Source organism: Tenacibaculum tangerinum, assembly GCF_029853675.1.
GTDB classification, from domain to species: Bacteria; Bacteroidota; Bacteroidia; order Flavobacteriales; family Flavobacteriaceae; genus Polaribacter; species Polaribacter tangerinum_A.
The window spans coordinates 3,118,326-3,136,658 of record NZ_CP122539.1 but is presented as its reverse complement, the minus strand read 5'-3'; the positions used below and the strand labels follow the sequence as shown (position 1 = coordinate 3,136,658).

The following is an 18,333-nucleotide window of genomic DNA, read 5'->3' as shown; positions in this document are numbered from 1 at the left end:
CTACGATAATCGTATTCTTGGGTCTAACCAACTATATAAAACATCGACCACTATGTTGATAATTATAAATAAGGTCGCTACTACTAAAACCGCTCCCATGATAACGGGTAAATCGAGCGTATTTAGTGAGTTTACTATTTCTTTTCCTAATCCGTTCCAGTTAAAAATATATTCTACAAAAACTGCTCCAGCCAACATCGAAGCAAACCATCCAGAAATTGCAGTTATTACTGGGTTCAGCGAGTTTTTTAAGGCATGTTTTCGAATTACCTGATACATAGTTAATCCCTTTGCCTTTGCTGTTCGAATATAATCTTGACTCAACGTTTCAAGCAATGAGTTACGCATTAACTGAATTACCACAGCTAACGGACGAATTCCTAATACTATTGCTGGTAATAACAAATTTTTCCACTGTATATACGTTCCTTCTCCAAAATCATCTACTTCATACAAACTTCCCGTCATTTCCAAATGTGTGTATCTGTGCAATACAAATCCGAACAACCAAGCAAACAATATGGCTGAAAAGAACGAAGGAACACTCATACCTAAAGTACTAACGACTGCTATGACTCTATCGAAAAAGGTATCTTTTAACAACGCAGAAAAAACTCCTAATACAATCCCTAAAAGCAAGGCTATGGTTATAGCAACTATCGCTAAAATAGCCGTATTAGGCAAGGTTTCTTGAATTACTTCGGAAACATTTTTTCCATTTTTTTGAAAGGATTGACGTAAATAAGGGGTTTTGAGAACCACTTCTGTATTTCCTATAGAAAACAGGGGTTGTGCGTTGTATTTTCCTTCAGACAAAAAGGTATAATTGTTTTTGTTCTTACTGTGAAAAGATACTGGAGACACATCGTTCAAATAATACAAGTACTGTGTAAATACAGGTTTATCGAATCCGTATTTCTTTCGAATATTTTGTAGTTGTTCGGTATCTTCTCGTTGGTCTAACATCATACGTGCTGGGTCGCCAGGCAAAATATTAAACAGTAAAAAAATTACCGTAACTACCCCAAACAGCGTTAAAAATCCGTAAAAAACTTTGTTAATGATATACTGAAACATATGTAACAAAGATAACAGAAACTGCTAAATTTATGTACTTTTGCTTAACTTTTACAACAACACATGACAACACAACAACTTGTATCTGAAATTCAAAAAAAGAAATCGTTTTTATGCATTGGTTTGGATGTTGATTTAAACAAAATTCCAGCATATTTATTGCAAGAAGAAGACCCTATTTTTGCCTTTAACAAAGCCATTATTGATGCTACGCATGAGCTTTGTGTCGCTTATAAACCCAATACTGCTTTTTATGAGGCTTACGGAATTAAAGGTTGGAAATCTCTTCAGAAAACAATTGATTACTTAAACGAAAAACATCCTGAAATTTTTACAATTGCCGATGCTAAACGTGGTGATATCGGCAATACCTCAACCATGTATGCCAAGGCTTTTTTTGAAGATTTAGCTTTTGACTCGGTAACGGTCGCTCCGTATATGGGAAAAGATTCTGTAGAACCTTTTTTAGCTTTTAAAGACAAACATACCATTATGTTGGCATTGACTTCTAACGAAGGTGCTTTTGATTTTCAAACGAAAACTGTTCATGACAAAGAGTTATACAAACAGGTTATTGAAACCTCTAAGACTTGGAAAAACTCTCAGAATTTAATGTATGTTGTAGGGGCTACTAAGGCTGAATATTTAGCAGCAATCAGAAAAATTATTCCTAATAGTTTTTTATTAGTTCCAGGAGTTGGTGCCCAAGGAGGGAGTTTAGAGGAGGTTTGCAAGTACGGAATGACCGATACTGTAGGCTTGCTAATCAACTCTTCTCGTGGAATTATTTATGCTTCTAACTGTAATGATTTTGCAGAAGCTGCGACTAAAAAAGCACGTGAGTTACAACGGCAAATGGCAAAAATACTCGATTTATAATTTCAAAATAAACTATTAAAGTTCAATTTCTTTTTTAAAATATACTTAAACAAAAAAAATCATTACTTATGAAAAAGCTAACAGTTTTATTCTACCTTTTAATTTCTTTATACTCATGCACAAAAGATGAAACACCAACCGAAGAGGAAGTCTCTGTGACAGATGAAATTAAAGTATACCAAAAAAATAAATTAAATGATGATTTAGTATTGATTACTCAAGCTAATACTAATGAAGCCTCAATAATAAGAAAGGACGGTTCTGTTTTCCATAAATGGAATTTTTCACATAATACAGGAAATGATATACATTTAGAAGATAATGGAAAACTTCTTGCTCTTTTAAAAACAGATAATGACTTTATAAATTTTGGTGGATATGGTGGGCAAATTCAAATTATAAATCCAGACAGCAGTATTGAATGGAAATTTGAGTATTCTACAAACGAATATAACCTCCATCATGATATCGAAATGCTGCCAAATGGAAATATTATCGCTCTCTTATGGGAACGAAAAACACTAGAAATGGCTGTTGAAAATGGTTATAATGGCGATGATGATATTTTTATTGAATCAGTCATTGAAATAAACCCTATTACTGATGAGATTGTATGGAAATGGAGTTCTTGGAATCACATTATACAAGAACATGATAACACAAAGAAAAATTTTGGTGCTATCTCTAAAAATCCGCAACGAATTAATATAAATCACAACAACTTTTCTCACGGTGATATTATGCATGCCAATGCTATTGAGTATGATGCTAAAAATGATTTAATTTTTATTAGTGTTAATTTTTACAATGAAGTATGGGTTATTGATCACAGCACTTCGACAGAAGAAGCTGCTTCAAGTACGGGAGGTAACTATAATAAAGGAGGTGATTTAGTGTACAGGTTTGGTAACCCTTCTGCTTTTGAAAGCACTAACCAAAGACTTTTTCATAATAATCATCATTGTAACATTATTGAAGATGGACTGCCTGGTGCCGGAAACTTATTGATTTTCAATAATGGAAATAACGATAAACAATCTGTTGTTTACGAGTTAGAAATTCCTGCTACATTTGATTTTAAAACCAACCCAACAGTGGTATGGTCATATACAGATCCTTCGCTTCATTCTGCTAAAGTTTCTGGAGCTAAAAGAACAAAAAACGGAAATACTATTATAACAGAAGGCGACTTCGGGTATTGGGAAGTCACTAAAAACAAAGAGTTGGTTTGGCAATACGTTAAAGGAGGCTTTTATTGGAGAGGATACCCCTATGAATACGATAGCGATGCTATTAAAAACTTAACTAAATAAACTATCAAACCTAACAACTTAGTTTTTAACAAAAACCATACAAGAATTATCTCTTTAGTTCCAAGTCAAACAGAATTGCTTGTTGATTTGGGACTAGAAGATAACATTGTAGGAATTACCAAGTTTTGTGTGCACCCAAAACATCTCTTAAAAACAAAAACTATTGTAGGTGGCACAAAGAATATAAAGGTTGAAAAAATTAAAGAATTACAACCCGATATTATTTTATGCAATAAAGAAGAAAACACCAAAGAAATTGTTGAAACTTGCCAAAACATAGCTTTTACACATATTTCTGATATCTGCACGCTTACTGATGCAAAAGAGTTAATCGTTTTATACGGGAGTTTTTTCTCTAGAAAAGAAACGGCTTTTAAAATGATTAGCGAATTAGATGCTAAAATAATCGATTTTAAAAATTATGTAAAAAATATCCCTCCTAAAAAAGTGGCCTATTTTATATGGAAAAATCCTTGGATGGTAGCAGCAAATAATACGTTTATCAATCATCTACTAGAGTTGAACAAATTTGAAAACGTATATAGCAATAAAGAACGTTATCCTGAGATAGATATTGAGAAACTACAACACAAAAAACCAGAGTTAGTCTTACTCTCTTCTGAGCCTTTTCCTTTCAAAGAAAAACACATTAAAGAAGTAAATACATATATAAAACCAACTGTGGCAATCTTGATAGATGGCGAATACTTTTCTTGGTATGGTAGTAGACTTCTAACAGCTTTTGATTACTTCAAACAATTACATAACTGTATTTGACACATCTTCATCTAAATATTTAATTCTATTTAGCTTTTCCAATATTTTCATTGCTTTGAATGCAGAGCGATCACTTTTACACTCATCTTCGTATTTATAATCATTAGCCGTCTCAACCAAACTACGATACCTTTCTTCTAAATGTTTTTTATACTTTCGTAACTGATTAATTCTTGACATATTAAATTTGGTTAAACGACCATATAAATATACATAATTATTTGAATGTGATACCAATAAAATTATTTCTAACTTTAGAAACACAAAAAAAACTTAAAACTTATATAATTACAATTCCTTCTAGATAATATTTAGTCTTTTCAGAAATAGCTAACACCTCTTAAAATAGCTGTACTGCTCTATGATTTCTACTATTTTACAGCTATAAATCACTGTAGATTATGTTCTATCAAACAATTTAACTTTTCTTCTAGAACACAAAAACAGAATTTTTACATAAAAACAAGGTGATTGTCTCACTTGTAATCTACGTGTCTTAATTTTTTACAGTTCGTTTTTACATAGTAAGCCTAAAAAATGACCACCGTCTAAGACGGTGGTTCTATACATTCAAATAAATCTATCGAAAAAAAGTAATAAGAGTAAAATTTTATTCCTTAATAAAAACACCAATAAGTGTTCTTATGCTAAAACTGTTCTAACAAATAGTAAATTAAATCTGTAGTAGTTACAATACCTACCAGTTCACCATTATCAACTACTGGTAATGCATGAAACTCTTTTTTTGTTAAAATTTCAGCAACTTCTTTTATGGTAGTTGTAGAACTTACTGTAGTTAAATTTTTCGCCATTACCTGATTAATAGTAAACATGTTATACACTACAGTATCTACATCTGATTCATCTTCATAAATAGCATCGGCAAAACTAATTCTAAGTAAATCTGTATAACTTAACATTCCTTTAATTTCATTTTCTATCAATACAGGAATGTGTCTTATATTTTCTCTTTTAAACAATCGCTCTGCAGTTACTAAATCGTCTGTACTACTCAAGGTAATTACATCTTTAGTCATAATTACTGAAACTGGTGTTCTTTTTTTCATCTTAAGGTATAGTTTGTGTTTCTATCTATCCCCAAATTTCTGAAATAAATAATAACCAAAAACTGATTAAAGTCATAGACTTTAATCTATTTTATGACTACATAGATGTGCAAATATTTAGTTATTTTTACAAAAAATACATTTCATTTTGTTAGAAAATTTACAAAAACACTACGGCTTTTTATTTGAAGAAGCTTTATTACAAGAAATAACTGATGTTGCTACCTTTAAAGAAATACAAGCAAATGATACAATTATTGATATAGGAAGTTACATTACCTCTATTCCCTTACTACTAAGTGGTGCAATAAAAATATTGCGAGAAGATAAAGAAGGGGATGATTTGGTTTTGTATTATATTGAGCGAGGTGATACTTGTGCGATGACCTTATCGTGTTGTATGGGAGAAACGAAGAGTCAGATAAAAGCTGTCGCAGAAACAGATACTGAATTGCTCATGATTCCTAAACAAAAGATGAGTGAATGGTTAAGCAAGTATAAAAGTTGGCAAGAGTTTATTTTGTACAGTTATCATAGCAGGCTACAAGAATTTATTGAAGCTATTGACACAATTGCTTTTTTAAATATGGATCAACGCCTCTTTAAATATTTAAAAGATAAGGCTTTTGTAAATCAAAATGAAGTAATAAATGTTACACATCAGCAAATAGCAAACGATTTACATACATCTAGAGTGGTGGTATCTAGACTTTTAAAAGCACTTGAAAAACAACATAAAATAGCGTTAAATCGAAATCAAATAAAAGTCTTAGAGTTATAAAACTGTAACTTGTGTTACAATTTTTATAAGAGAATCGTTCTATCTTTATATCAAATTTTCGAACGATGAAAAAACTTATACTCTTACTTAGTATTCTATACTTTTATGGCTGTAATCAAAGTCAAAAGAGTGATGATTCCAAGAAAAATACTGAAGATATTTCAGTAAAAAAAGTGATGATTCCAGAGGGTAAAAAACTTTTAGAAACTCATTGTTTTGTGTGTCATAACCCTACCACACCACACGAAGAAAGAGTAGCTCCGCCAATGATTGCTATTAAAACACATTATATTGACGAAGGCACTTCTGAGGAAGATTTTACGAATGACTTTCTCCAGTTTTTACAAAACCCAACTAAAGAAAAAGCTAAAATGAAGGGTGCTGTAAGAAAATTTGGTGTAATGCCATATCAGAAATTTAACGACACTGATCTAAAGAAGATTGCTTCTTATTTATACAATTATCAAATTGAAGAACCAACCTGGTTTAAGGAACATTGGGAGTCTAAAAAAGGAAAAGCGTACATCAATTCTGGCAAAAAAGTAAGTTTAGAAAAAACCGCCAAGACTCCTGAAGAAATAGGAATGCACTATGCCATGGAAACTAAAAAACTATTGGGTAAAAACTTAATGGGAACCATTCAAAACAGTGGTACTATAAACGCGTTAAAGTTTTGTAATCAAAATGCTTACACATTAACCGATAGTATGGCTACAAGGTTTAAAGCTACTATACAAAGAGTTTCAGATAAACCAAGAAACCCACAAAACATGGCCAATGCCGAAGAACTAAACATCATTGAAGAATACAAAAGAGTGGTACATAATAACGGAAGTATTGAACCTGTAACCAAACAAATAGAAAAAGGCACTAAATTTTACTATCCAATCATCACCAATAAGATGTGTTTGCAATGTCATGGAGCTCCGAATACACAAATAAAAACTGAAACATTACAAGAATTGGCTCGCCTATATCCTACCGATAAAGCACAAGGGTACGACACAAATCAAGTAAGAGGAATCTGGAGTATTACCTTTAAAAACTAATATTATGGGAAATTTTTCTGAAATAATAAAAGGCGACAAACCCGTTTTAATTGATTTTTTCGCCGAATGGTGTGGACCTTGTAAAATGATGGCACCTATTTTAAAAGAAGTAAAACAAGAGTTAGCTGAAAAAATTACCATTCTAAAAATAGATGTTGACAAGAATCCACAAATAGCTACAAAATATCAAATTAGAGGCGTGCCCACATTCATGCTTTTTAAAGAAGGTAAGTTGCTGTGGAGGCAATCAGGAATGTTGTACAAAAATGATATGATTCAAACTATTAATCAACATACCTAAAACGTATCATTCTCCCCAAATTAAAAGCATCTGTAAAAAGATGCTTTTTTTCATTGTAACATTAGTTACTGACTACTCCCTAATATGCCTCTACTTTTGTCTTTATAAAATCATACAAATGAAAATACCTTATTTCAATATACTTATAGTTACCCTATGTATTGTCGCTAGCTCCCAAGCGCAAACTAAAATTTCAAAAGAAGAAGTATTGCAAAAAGTTCAAAAGCACAATACTTCTCTAAAAATAGCAGCACAAAACTATGAAGAAGCTAAGGCCGATTATACGCAAACCAATGCGATTTTCTTACCTAATATAACTGCCTCTCATACAGGAATTGTAACTACTAATCCATTAATGGCATTTGGAAGTAAGTTAAATCAAGAAATTTTAACGCAAGCCGATTTTAACCCCGATTTGTTAAACAACCCTAAGCGAACACAAAATTTTGCCACTAAAATTGAAATACAACAACCTTTAGTGAATCTAGATGGTATTTTTCAACGCAAGGCTGCCAAAACAAAAATGGAAGCTACTACCCTACAAACACAACGTACACAAGAATTTTTATCGCTTGAAGTTGAAAAAGCTTATATGCAATTGCAGTTGGCTCATAAAGGAGTTATCGTATTAGAGAAAGCCTTAAAAGCAGCAGAATCTAATCAACAAATGGCAGAAAACAACTTTAAGCAAGGGTATTTACAACGTGCCGATGTTTTAGCAGTAGAGGTTCGAGTTACCGAAGTAAAAAACCAATTGCAAACCGCAAAAAGTACTATAAAAAATGCTTCTAATTACCTTTCTTTTTTAATGAATGAAGCACAAAACACGGTTTTTATCCCTGCAGATAGTTTACAAGTAACGCTAACAAATCAGTCCTCTGATGTTGTTCTTTCTAAGAACCGTTCAGATATTAAAGCCATGGAGTTAGCTTCTGAAGCCCATCAAAAAATGTATAAGGCTAATAAAATGGATTTTCTACCTCGCCTAAATGCTTTTGGTAGTTACGAATTGTATGATGATGCTCTTTTTAGTACTGATGCTAGTGGGTATGTAATAGGCGCGCAGTTAACTTGGGACGTTTTTAAAGGCTCAAAACGTTACGGAAAAGTTCAAAAAAGCAAAGCTCAGTACGAAAAATCGAAGCTAGCATACGAGCAGTACAAATCTAAAAGTGAGCTAGAATTAAACAATACAAAAAGGTTATTGGCAGATGCAAAAGAACGCTTGAAATTAACTGAATTGGCGCTTCATCAATCAGAAGAAGCGCTAAGAATCAGAAAAAACAGATATAAAGAAGGACTAGAAAAAACATCTGATTTGCTAATGACTGAAACCCAATACGCTCAAAAACAATTAGAATATTACCAAACCGTATATCAATATAACTACACCAAAGCTTATTTAGATTTTTTAACCAAAGAATAATCAACCTTAAAAACAAATACATGAAAACCATCTATACCATTGCTCTTTTATCTCTTTTAATGATAAGCTGTGGCAAAAAAGAAACAACTGACAAACTCGATAGCTCGCCAGCAGTTACCGTAAAGGTTGCTAAAGTAACACCTAATAACAACCATCCGTTTGTAACCTCTAGTGGTAAGGTAACTGCTACCAATAGTGCTGAGTTAAGTACTCGTATGATGGGCTATGTAACCAATATATATGTAAAAGTTGGTGATAACGTAACCAAGGGTCAGCTTTTACTTGCTATTAATAACAGCGATTTACAAGCTAAAAAAGCCCAAGTAGAAGCCAATATTATCAAAGCTAAAGCGGGATTTTCAAGTGCCGAAAAAGATTACAATCGTTTTAAAAACTTATTTAAACAAAACAGTGCCTCTCAAAAAGAGTTTGATGATATCTCGGCACACTATAACATAGCCAAAGCAAACTTAGAAGCGGCAAAACAACTAAGAAATGAAATTAACTCTCAATTTGCATACACCAATATTAGAGCACCCTTTTCTGGAGTAGTAACTAACAAATTTATCGATAAAGGTGCTATGGCAAATCCTGGGATGCCACTTTTGTCATTAGAAGGAAAAGGTGGATTTGAAGTCACTACCCTAGTGGCTGAAAACGATATTGCTCAAATTAAGAGCAACACCAAGGTGGATGTTTTAATAAAATCCATCAACAAAACAGTTACAGGTACGGTATCAGAAGTAAGTACTTCAGCAAAAAACACAGGCGGACAATACCAAGTTAAAATTAACTTGGATAAAACAGACGTACCACTCTTATCAGGAATGTTTGCTACGGTGCAATTCCCTGTAGAGAAAACACCCCAAAGCAATGCTATGGTTTTAGTTCCTACTGAGGCTTTGGTACATAAAGGACAATTATTAGGCATTTATACGGTAAGTCAAAGCAATACTGCTTTGCTACGTTGGTTGCGCTTAGGAAGAACTTTTGGCAGTGATGTTGAAATATTATCGGGGTTGAATGCTGGCGAAAGCTATATCATTTCTTCAGAAGGAAAACTTTACAACGGAGCGAAAATCAGTGTACAGTAAACAGTTAGTAATAAACAATGTACAGTTAGTTGTAAACTAAAATTATAAATCACAGTTAAAAGTTGCGTTAGGGATAGAAGCGGCATCCTTTTTACGTTAGTTCGAGTGTACTGAGCGAAGTCGAAGGATACGAGAACAAGTAAAAAGATATAGCGAATAGCCCGTTAAAACGCCCAAAAAAATATAAATCAAAATGAAAGAAGGTTTAGCAGGAAAAATAGCCAAAGGATTTATCGGCTCTAAACTCACCATTTTATTAATGGTAGTGTTTATGGTCATTGGCGTATATAGCTCTTTTTTAATCCCTAGAGAGGAAGAGCCACAAATTGATGTGCCTATGGCTGATATTTTTGTAGGATATCCAGGGGCTAGCCCTACCGAGGTAGAATCACGGGTAATTAAACCTTTAGAGAAGCTCATTTCTAACATTAAAGGTGTAGAATACGTATACTCTACTTCTATGAAAGAGCAAGGAATGGTAATTGTTCAGTTTTATGTAGGCGAAGACATTGAACGTTCGTTTGTAAAGCTATACAACGAGATTAATAAGCACATGGATCAAATGCCGAAAGGAGTAACCATGCCTTTGGTAAAAACACGTGCGATTGACGATGTTCCTATGTTAGGTTTAACATTATGGAGTGAAACCTATGATGATTACCAGTTAAAGCAACTCGCACAGGAACTTACCAACGAAATTGAAAAGGTAAACGATGTGGCAGTTACTCAAAAAATTGGAGGTAGAAACCGTGAGGTTCGTGTGGTAATTGACAAAGATAAGCTGGCCGCTAGCGGATTGGATTTCTTATCAGTTACCGAAATGCTAAAGGCAAGTAACCAACAAATAAGTGCTGGTAGCTACCAAAAAAACGATACCGAATTTTTAGTTTCAACAGGTAAGTTTTTACAAACTTCCGAAGAAGTAAAAAATCTGATTGTTGGAGTACAGCAAAATCAACCCATTTACCTAAAACAAGTAGCCAAAGTTATAGACGGTCCTGAAATTCCAAAAAACTATGTAAGTTTTGGATACGGAAAAGCGAGTGATAATGCTAGCACCTACCCATCGGAATACCCCGCAGTAACTATCTCGGTAGCCAAGCGAAAAGGGGCAGATGCGATGCAAATTGCCGATGTAATTTTAGCCAAGGTTAATCATTTACGTAGTAACTTAATTCCTGATGATGTACATGTAGAAGTTACGCGTAATTATGGTGAAACGGCTTCACAAAAAGTATCTGAGTTGCTACTACACCTTATCGGTGCAATTATCGCAGTAACTTTGGTGGTAATGCTAGCTATGGGCTGGCGTGGTGGATTGGTTGTATTCTTATCGGTACCCATTACCTTTGCACTTACCTTGTTAAGTTACTACATGCTAGATTATACCTTAAACAGAATTACCCTATTCGCCTTGGTATTTGTAACAGGTATTGTGGTAGATGATTCTATCATTATCGCCGAAAACATGCATAGACACTTTAAAATGAGGCGACTACCGTTTAAACAAGCCGCTTTGTATGCTATTAACGAGGTTGGAAATCCTACCATATTGGCAACCTTTACCGTTATTGCTTCGGTATTGCCAATGGCATTTGTGTCTGGTTTAATGGGACCTTATATGAGTCCGATGCCTATTGGTGCTTCTATTGCCATGATTTTATCATTATTTGTAGCATTAACCATTACCCCTTATTTAGGATATATCTTCTTACGTGAAAAAGACAAAAAAGGTAGCAAAGAGCAATTTGAAGAAGATGAAACCAAAGCCATGCAAAGCACGTCAATTTACAAATTGTATGAGCGTTTTGAGCGTCCGCTTATTGAAAATAAAACCAAACGTTGGGTGTTCTTAGGAATTACGATACTATTATTGGTAGGCTCTATGTCGTTATTTTTTACCAAATCGGTTGCTGTAAAAATGTTGCCTTTTGATAATAAAAATGAATTTCAGGTAGTAATTGATATGCCTGAGGGGTCGACCTTAGAACGTACTAATGCAGTTACAAAAGAAATAGCCCAGTACTTAGCAACTAGGTCAGAAGTAGTGAATTACCAAAGTTATGTTGGTACTTCTGCGCCTATTACGTTTAACGGATTGGTGCGTCATTACGATTTACGTGGTGGAAGTAATATGGCAGATATTCAGGTAAATTTAGTCGATAAAAAAGAGCGAAGTGAGCAAAGCCATGACATCGCCAAGTCTATGCGCTCAGAGATTCAAAATATTGCCAAACCGTTTAATGCAAATGTAAAATTAGTAGAAGTTCCGCCAGGTCCTCCTGTACTATCAACCATTGTGGCAGAGGTATATGGCCCTGATTACGAACAGCAAATAGCCATTGCCAACGAGGTACAAAACATTTTACATAACACAGAAGATGTGGTGGATATTGATTGGATGGTTGAAGATAACCAAACCGAATACGAATTGGTAATTGATAAAGAAAAAGCAATGCTGTACGGTGTAGCACCTCAACAAATTGCTTATACCTTACACATGGCATTGTCTAACAATCCTGTTTCAACCTTGTATGATGAAAATGCTTCCCAGCAAGTAGGCATTGTATTTACCTTAGACGAAAAAGAAAAATCTACCATAGCCGATATCGCTCAGTTACAAATTACCTCACAACATGGCAACATGGTTTCAATAAGTGATTTGGTTCGAATTGAAGAAAAAAATAGTGCCAAGAGTATTTATAGAAAAAACCAAAAACGCGTGGTATATGTAATGGCTGACATGGCTGGTGAGCTAGAAAGTCCTGCCTATGCTATTTTAGGTATGGAAGAGCAATTAAAACAAATTGCACTTCCAGCGGGGTACGAAATGAATGAACTGTATATTAAACAACCCGATTTTGAAGATCATTACACCGTGAAATGGGATGGTGAGTGGCAAATTACTTTGGAAGTTTTTAGAGATTTAGGAATTGCCTTTTTAGGAGTAATTATTATTATTTATATGCTAATTGTTGGATGGTTTCAAAACTTTAAAGCTCCGATAGTAATGATGGTTGCCATACCGCTGTCTATGGTCGGAATTATTTTAGGTCACTGGATGCTAGATGCTTATTTTACCGCAACTTCTTTTATAGGAATGATTGCTTTGGCTGGAATTATGGTGCGAAACTCCGTCTTACTTATTGACTTCGTTAACTTACGCTTGGCAGAAGGAATTCCTTTAAAACAGGCGGTTATTGAAGCGGGAGCCGTTCGTACCACGCCTATTTTATTAACTGCTGGTACCGTAGTTATTGGTGCTTTTGTTATTTTATTTGATCCTATTTTTCAAGGATTGGCTATTTCTTTAATGGGAGGTACTATTACTGCCACCGTGCTTACATTACTCGTAGTACCGCTCGTATATTATTTAATTGAACGTAAAAACTATAACTAACATGAAGTTATTAATTATAACCGTGGTTGAAGGGCTACAAAATGAAGTTATTCAACTCTTAAAAGAAGCAGGAATCAATAATTTTAGTGCTTCAGATATTGAAGGGTTTCGAAACTCTTTCCCTGTAGTTTCGGTAAACGATTGGTTTTCTGGCAATGAAAGAGCAACAAGCTCTTATATGTACTTTTCATTTACTGAACCTGAAAAAATTGAAGTGTTCTTTAAATTAGTTACAAAATTCAATACAAATTTAGAAACCAATAATCCTATTCGAGCTATTGTAGTTCCTGTAGAAAAACATATTTAATCATTATTAATCTTTAAAAGACAAACCCCATGAAAAATAGAATTGTACGTGGTATTGCAGGAGCATTTATCCTCATCAGTTTAATCTTAGCTATTAAAGTAAATATCAATTGGTTGTGGTTTACTGCTTTTGTTGGTGCTAACTTATTACAATCATCGTTAACCAAATGGTGTTTACTTGATGATATTTTAACCAAGGTTTTTAAGGTAAAAGAGTAACCTATTTAATGTGAGTTTAGGATACCCATAGGGTTCACTTTAATATTTTAACCTCTGAGGCACATTTAAAAGTGTTCTTCCAATGACTCATACTTGCTTTTAAAGTTTCATTCATACTAAACAATTGATACACTATTTTTTTCTATGCCAGTCTTGCTGGCATAGTATTCTTATATGCACTGTAATACTGGTAGAAACTTAGCAATTTATTTTTCACCTACATTGGCACTCAATCTAAATAACGTATCTAAATCATCGTCTAATTCATATTCTTTACGAATGAGTTTTCCAGCTTCTTATAGTGACATTTTACGGTGTTAGTTTGTGCACAGTTTAGGGATATATAGTTTAACGTGAGTTCGGGATAGTTTATCCTATTCTTTGTAAGTTATCGATATTGATATTAGGTTTAGTTGGATAAAACGAATAAGCGATTAACCCTGCGACTAAATTTAAGATAAAGTTATCGAAGCTTCTGTGTCTTGTGTGCTCTATTTGACATACGTTTTTCAAAATATCATTCACACTTTCAATAACAGCCCTTTTTCTAAGCATAATTTTATCATAGATATGCATAAGAGTATTTTTCATATTCTTTCTAATTTTTGTAACCAAATGTATTCCATCTACAAAAAGCTGTTCAAACAGTTCTTTACCTACATACCCTCTGTCGGCAAATATTTTTCCGAACACACGATTATGAAAGGCTTTATCTTTAAGTGGTTGCCTGTCATCTATATTACCTTGCGTAATTAAAAAGTCAACGATATCGCCCTTTTCATTGATAATAATATGAAGTTTAAAACCAAAGAACCACCCCATGGTTCCTTTCCCTTTTTTTGCGGTGTTTTTAAAAACTTTGTTCTGCTTTTCTCTTTTATAATGACATACTTTAATAGTGGTAGAATCTAAAAAGGAGATCCCTGTACATTGACCTAAACAGTGCATTTGAAGAAACAGTATCATAGGCACTGAACAACGCTTTTTCAATTCTACAAATCGGTTATAGGAAACTAAATCTGGAAATTCTTTTGACAAGTGTTTGCTAACATATTCGATATAAAAGTGTTTAAAACACCTAAAACCACTAAAATGGAAAAGCACCATAATTGTGATTATTTCACTTTGGGTGAGTTTAGGCTTTCTTCGTCTAACTATCTTTGAACAGGTTTCTAAAGCATTTTTATCAATAACTTGATTAATTTCGGTACAAAAATCATCAATTAAACAGAAAAATTCAGTAATTTTAAAATCAGAAATCATAGTGGAAAATTTAGTTATACAATTAAAAATCAGCACTTTACTTTACTAAATTTTTCGCTTTTTTTCGTGTAATTAAAAAACTTTTTTATCCCGAACTCACGTTAGTTTAAGTTGTTTTAGTACTTTTGGATGTAAATCGCCGATATTAAATTTATCATCTCCTTTTGATTTTATTACAGTGTTGCTATTTGAAGGGGTACAAACATAAGTATAGGTTTCATAATATTCCAATACACCGTAGTGATGTTTAATGTCTTTTTTAGATAGATGGATAATTAAAGGTGGTCAATTTTTCGTTTTGATACATATTCAAATCCTCTACCGAAAAACTACCTAAATCTTCTTCATGATCTATAAAATAGGCAGTACCATAATCTTGAAAGACCAATAGCATAGAGTTTTTAGAATAGTTGTAAAAAGCCAATGTAGCATAAGGAGCTTCATAGGTGTTAGTTGTGTATACTTTTTCGTGTTTATCAACTTCTTATCTATTATGTCAATCACTTTGTTTTTAATCATAATTTGCAAAGAGTCACGATTTTGAATTTCATTTTTTACCAAATATAAATTGGGATATACGTTGGATTGTATGAATTCCATTTTTATAAAAAATATCTGATGAATAGTTATACTAATAATTGTAATTAACAGTATTGATAACGTACTAATAATTCTCTCTTTCTTAGCAATAATCCATTTTAAAAATTTTTAGAGTAGGAATATGCCTATACCAAGGAATAAGAATAAATTAATGATAACGAGTATTTCCATTTTACTAACTTATTTATTCCCAAACACGCATTGTAGCATTACAATATCCTGTGACCATATCTAAAATATCATCAGCTCCGTCTTGCAGGGTTTGGTTGGCTGGATGTTCAATTTTTATTGTTTTTAATATTTCAATAGCTATATTTTGTGTTCCTTCAGAGTTTTTAAAAGTAAACAATACTTTTCTAACTTCTTCGTTAAAACAATTGCCTTGTTCAGCAAATTCTAATAAGGTTTTATATAGTTGCTTATTGATGATTTACTGTTTTTAAATTACATCAATCACTTTTTCTAACAGCTAATGTACTACTATCACAAAAGCAGTAACTATCATAAGAGCTCCGAACTGAATAGAAATTAGTTTACCATTATTTTTCAACTTCTTTTTTAGGCAAAAAACATCCAAAAGAATAAATAACAACGTAATTACGAGTCCAATTATCAACCCTACATGAAATAGTCCCCAGTTGTAAAACATATGAGCTAAATACCCCAATCCTTCTTTAGGTATATTATTAGCCCCTAAAACAATCCGCATATACATTATACCCAACACTATGGAAACTATTGTCCATAAAGTGTATATAGCAATTTGTTTTAACTTTTTCATATTTCTAGCTTTCTTCTAGAATTGTTATGATTTATTGTTAATTAATAAATACTATCCATAATCACAACTAAATAAAACAGTTGTTTTTTAACTATTGGATCTAATTAAAATTATATAGCTAAAGTATTTACTTCTGCTTCTAACTATTGAAAAGCTTTTTGCTGAGAAGAAGCTAACAAAGCACTTTTTATTTTGCCCGTAATTATTTCAATAATATTTTGTCGTGCCTCTTGGCTTTTGCCAAAATAAGCATTCATAACCGAATTTGGTATAACATGATTTATTTTTACTGTATTATCTTCGACAAAATGGAGTTTTATAGCATGCATTCCACTTTTCTTAAGTACAATACATTGTGCTATTCGTCCATTATCTTCAGTTCTCATTTCCCATTTGTCATATTCCTTAGCGCAATCTAAAGTTGATTTGTTTTTAAAATAATTGTAAAGCGTATCTAATGAATTGTATTCGTTTCTTAGTATGATTATTTTTTTCATTGGTATAAAGTTTAGGTTGTTTTTTAATTTAATGATTAGCAAACCGACTTATTATATAAAAATCGGTTTGCTTTTTTGTTTTTTCTTAAACTATAATTATTATTGATAATGATAATTAATTCATAAAAGCTGAACCTGTAGAAAGAAACATATCTGCTCCTGTTTCACAAGGGATATATCTGAAAATATCATCTTTACCATCTCCATTAAAACTCCCAATGTACCATCTATCAGTTCCATTACCAGCTCCTGTCCAACTTCCAGACTGAACAAAACTACTTCCAGTAGATAAAAATACGTCAGCTCCACTAGTACCTGGAACATATCTAAAGATATCATCTTTACCATCTCCATTAAAATCTCCTACATACCATCCATCATCTCCATTACCAGCTCCTGTCCAACTTCCAGACTGAACAAAACTATTTCCTGTAGATAAGAATACATCAGCTCCACTAGTACCTGGAACATATCTAAAGATATCATCTTTACCATCTCCATTAAAATCTCCTACATACCATCCTGCATTTCCATTATGAGCTCCTGTCCAACTTCCAGACTGAACAAAACTACTTCCAGTAGATAAAAATACGTCAGCTCCACTAGTACCTGGAACATATCTAAAGATATCATCTCTACCATCTCCATTAAAATCTCCTACATACCATCCATCATCTCCATTACCAGCTCCTGTCCAACTTCCAGACTGAACAAAACTACTTCCAGTAGATAAAAATACGTCAGCTCCACTAGTACCTGGAACATATCTAAAGATATCATCTTTACCATCTCCATTAAAATCTCCTACATACCATCCATCATCTCCATTACCAGCTCCTGTCCAACTTCCAGACTGAACAAAACTATTTCCTGTAGATAAGAATACATCAGCTCCACTAGTACCTGGAACATATCTAAAGATATCATCTCTACCATCTCCATTAAAATCTCCTACATACCATCCATCATCTCCATTGTTGGCAGTTGTCCAAGAATTGTAATTATTGCTTATAGTTATACTAGGAGTTGGTGCTGTCCACCATCCGAGGTAACCATTTCCATTAACATAATCCCATATATATATGTAGGCCTTAACTGTATAAGTGCCATCTGGTAAATCATATTGAGAAAAATCTAAACAATTATTAGATGGTCCATACGTTGTTCCTACATAAGCATATTGATTACCATCTTTAAATAAAACAAAATCGTATATATCTGCACCTGGTGGAACACAGGCTGAAAAATTATAATTTAAACAATCTTTATTGTAATTCAAACTAAATTCACTTTTTGCTTGAAATGAAATAACGATTTGCTCATATTCTTCTTTTGATAAAGGTTTTCTCTCAGGCGGTATTTTTTCTTGTACCTGTTTATGTTCAGGAAGTTCTTTTCTTTGTTTATGTTCAGTGTTTAAAGAGTTTGAATCTAATTCAATAATTTGTTGTTCACAACTACTGAAAGCAATAATGCACAATAGTGTCAAAATAATTCTAAAAT

General features: G+C 33.0%; 20 protein-coding genes. 11 read left to right on the top strand and 9 right to left on the bottom strand.

Going from position 1 to position 18,333, the window contains the following annotated elements:
* Entirely contained in the window at positions 1-1,077 is a 1,077-nt protein-coding gene (locus P8625_RS14125) for an ABC transporter permease (protein ID WP_279651082.1), read from the bottom strand.
* A 63-nt stretch (positions 1,078-1,140) separates the two neighbouring features.
* On the opposite strand from P8625_RS14125, the gene pyrF reads away from it, so the two are divergent.
* From pyrF to P8625_RS14110, 3 genes are all read left to right on the top strand, one after another.
* Positions 1,141-1,956 carry an orotidine-5'-phosphate decarboxylase gene (gene pyrF / locus P8625_RS14120; RefSeq protein ID WP_279651081.1) on the top strand — a complete coding sequence of 272 codons (816 nt, stop codon included), beginning with the start codon at positions 1,141-1,143 and terminating at the stop codon, positions 1,954-1,956.
* A 68-nt stretch (positions 1,957-2,024) separates the two neighbouring features.
* Positions 2,025-3,269, top strand: a complete 1,245-nt coding sequence (locus tag P8625_RS14115) for an aryl-sulfate sulfotransferase (RefSeq protein WP_279651080.1) — start codon at positions 2,025-2,027, stop codon at positions 3,267-3,269.
* A 3-nt stretch (positions 3,270-3,272) separates the two neighbouring features.
* The gene (locus P8625_RS14110) at positions 3,273-4,046 is read left to right on the top strand and encodes an ABC transporter substrate-binding protein (protein WP_279652971.1); all 774 of its coding nucleotides are present in this window, start codon (positions 3,273-3,275) and stop codon (positions 4,044-4,046) included.
* On the opposite strand, the gene P8625_RS14105 is transcribed toward P8625_RS14110, so the two are convergent.
* Positions 4,029-4,283, bottom strand: a complete 255-nt coding sequence (locus P8625_RS14105) for a hypothetical protein (RefSeq protein ID WP_279651079.1) — start codon at positions 4,281-4,283, stop codon at positions 4,029-4,031. The two genes, P8625_RS14110 and P8625_RS14105, sit on opposite strands and share 18 nt — an antisense overlap.
* A gap of 410 nt (positions 4,284-4,693) precedes the next feature.
* Positions 4,694-5,113: a CBS domain-containing protein gene (locus P8625_RS14100; protein ID WP_279651078.1), complete on the bottom strand. Its 420-nt coding sequence runs from the start codon at positions 5,111-5,113 to the stop codon at positions 4,694-4,696.
* Positions 5,114-5,261: 148 nt separating this feature from the next.
* Between P8625_RS14100 and P8625_RS14095 the strand changes: the two genes are divergently transcribed.
* From P8625_RS14095 to P8625_RS14060, 8 genes are all read left to right on the top strand, one after another.
* Positions 5,262-5,894, top strand: coding sequence for a Crp/Fnr family transcriptional regulator (locus P8625_RS14095; protein WP_279651077.1), 633 nt, complete (start codon positions 5,262-5,264; stop codon positions 5,892-5,894).
* Positions 5,895-5,959: 65 nt separating this feature from the next.
* Positions 5,960-6,943 carry a c-type heme family protein gene (locus tag P8625_RS14090; RefSeq protein ID WP_279651076.1) on the top strand — a complete coding sequence of 328 codons (984 nt, stop codon included), beginning with the start codon at positions 5,960-5,962 and terminating at the stop codon, positions 6,941-6,943.
* Between the two features lie 4 nt (positions 6,944-6,947).
* Positions 6,948-7,244, top strand: a complete 297-nt coding sequence (gene trxA, locus P8625_RS14085) for a thioredoxin (RefSeq protein ID WP_279651075.1) — start codon at positions 6,948-6,950, stop codon at positions 7,242-7,244.
* A gap of 118 nt (positions 7,245-7,362) precedes the next feature.
* Positions 7,363-8,670 (top strand): TolC family protein, encoded by a 1,308-nt coding sequence (locus tag P8625_RS14080; protein WP_279651074.1) that lies wholly within the window; start codon positions 7,363-7,365, stop codon positions 8,668-8,670.
* A 20-nt stretch (positions 8,671-8,690) separates the two neighbouring features.
* Complete coding sequence (locus P8625_RS14075) at positions 8,691-9,764, top strand: efflux RND transporter periplasmic adaptor subunit (RefSeq protein WP_279651073.1); 1,074 nt, start codon at positions 8,691-8,693, stop codon at positions 9,762-9,764.
* A gap of 193 nt (positions 9,765-9,957) precedes the next feature.
* On the top strand, positions 9,958-13,164 hold the full coding sequence (locus P8625_RS14070; RefSeq protein ID WP_279651072.1) for an efflux RND transporter permease subunit: 3,207 nt from the start codon (positions 9,958-9,960) through the stop codon (positions 13,162-13,164).
* A 1-nt stretch (position 13,165) separates the two neighbouring features.
* Positions 13,166-13,471 (top strand): hypothetical protein, encoded by a 306-nt coding sequence (locus tag P8625_RS14065; protein WP_279651071.1) that lies wholly within the window; start codon positions 13,166-13,168, stop codon positions 13,469-13,471.
* Positions 13,472-13,500: 29 nt separating this feature from the next.
* Positions 13,501-13,689, top strand: a complete 189-nt coding sequence (locus P8625_RS14060) for a YgaP family membrane protein (RefSeq protein WP_279651070.1) — start codon at positions 13,501-13,503, stop codon at positions 13,687-13,689.
* Positions 13,690-14,058: 369 nt separating this feature from the next.
* Here P8625_RS14060 and P8625_RS14055 read toward each other — a convergent pair whose 3' ends face one another.
* The 6 genes from P8625_RS14055 to P8625_RS14030 form a co-directional block, all read right to left on the bottom strand.
* Positions 14,059-14,952 (bottom strand): IS982 family transposase, encoded by an 894-nt coding sequence (locus P8625_RS14055; RefSeq protein WP_279650008.1) that lies wholly within the window; start codon positions 14,950-14,952, stop codon positions 14,059-14,061.
* 259 nt (positions 14,953-15,211) lie between these two features.
* Positions 15,212-15,340 (bottom strand): hypothetical protein, encoded by a 129-nt coding sequence (locus P8625_RS14050; protein WP_279651069.1) that lies wholly within the window; start codon positions 15,338-15,340, stop codon positions 15,212-15,214.
* 396 nt (positions 15,341-15,736) lie between these two features.
* Positions 15,737-15,901, bottom strand: a complete 165-nt coding sequence (locus P8625_RS14045) for a hypothetical protein (RefSeq protein ID WP_279651068.1) — start codon at positions 15,899-15,901, stop codon at positions 15,737-15,739.
* A 120-nt stretch (positions 15,902-16,021) separates the two neighbouring features.
* A complete protein-coding gene (locus P8625_RS14040) occupies positions 16,022-16,333 on the bottom strand; it encodes a hypothetical protein (protein ID WP_279651067.1) in 312 nt (103 codons plus the stop codon).
* A 143-nt stretch (positions 16,334-16,476) separates the two neighbouring features.
* Complete coding sequence (locus P8625_RS14035; RefSeq protein WP_279651066.1) at positions 16,477-16,830, bottom strand: hypothetical protein; 354 nt, start codon at positions 16,828-16,830, stop codon at positions 16,477-16,479.
* Positions 16,831-16,945: 115 nt separating this feature from the next.
* The gene (locus P8625_RS14030) at positions 16,946-18,310 is read right to left on the bottom strand and encodes an FG-GAP repeat domain-containing protein (protein WP_279651065.1); all 1,365 of its coding nucleotides are present in this window, start codon (positions 18,308-18,310) and stop codon (positions 16,946-16,948) included.
* Between the last annotated feature and the right edge of the window lie 23 nt (positions 18,311-18,333).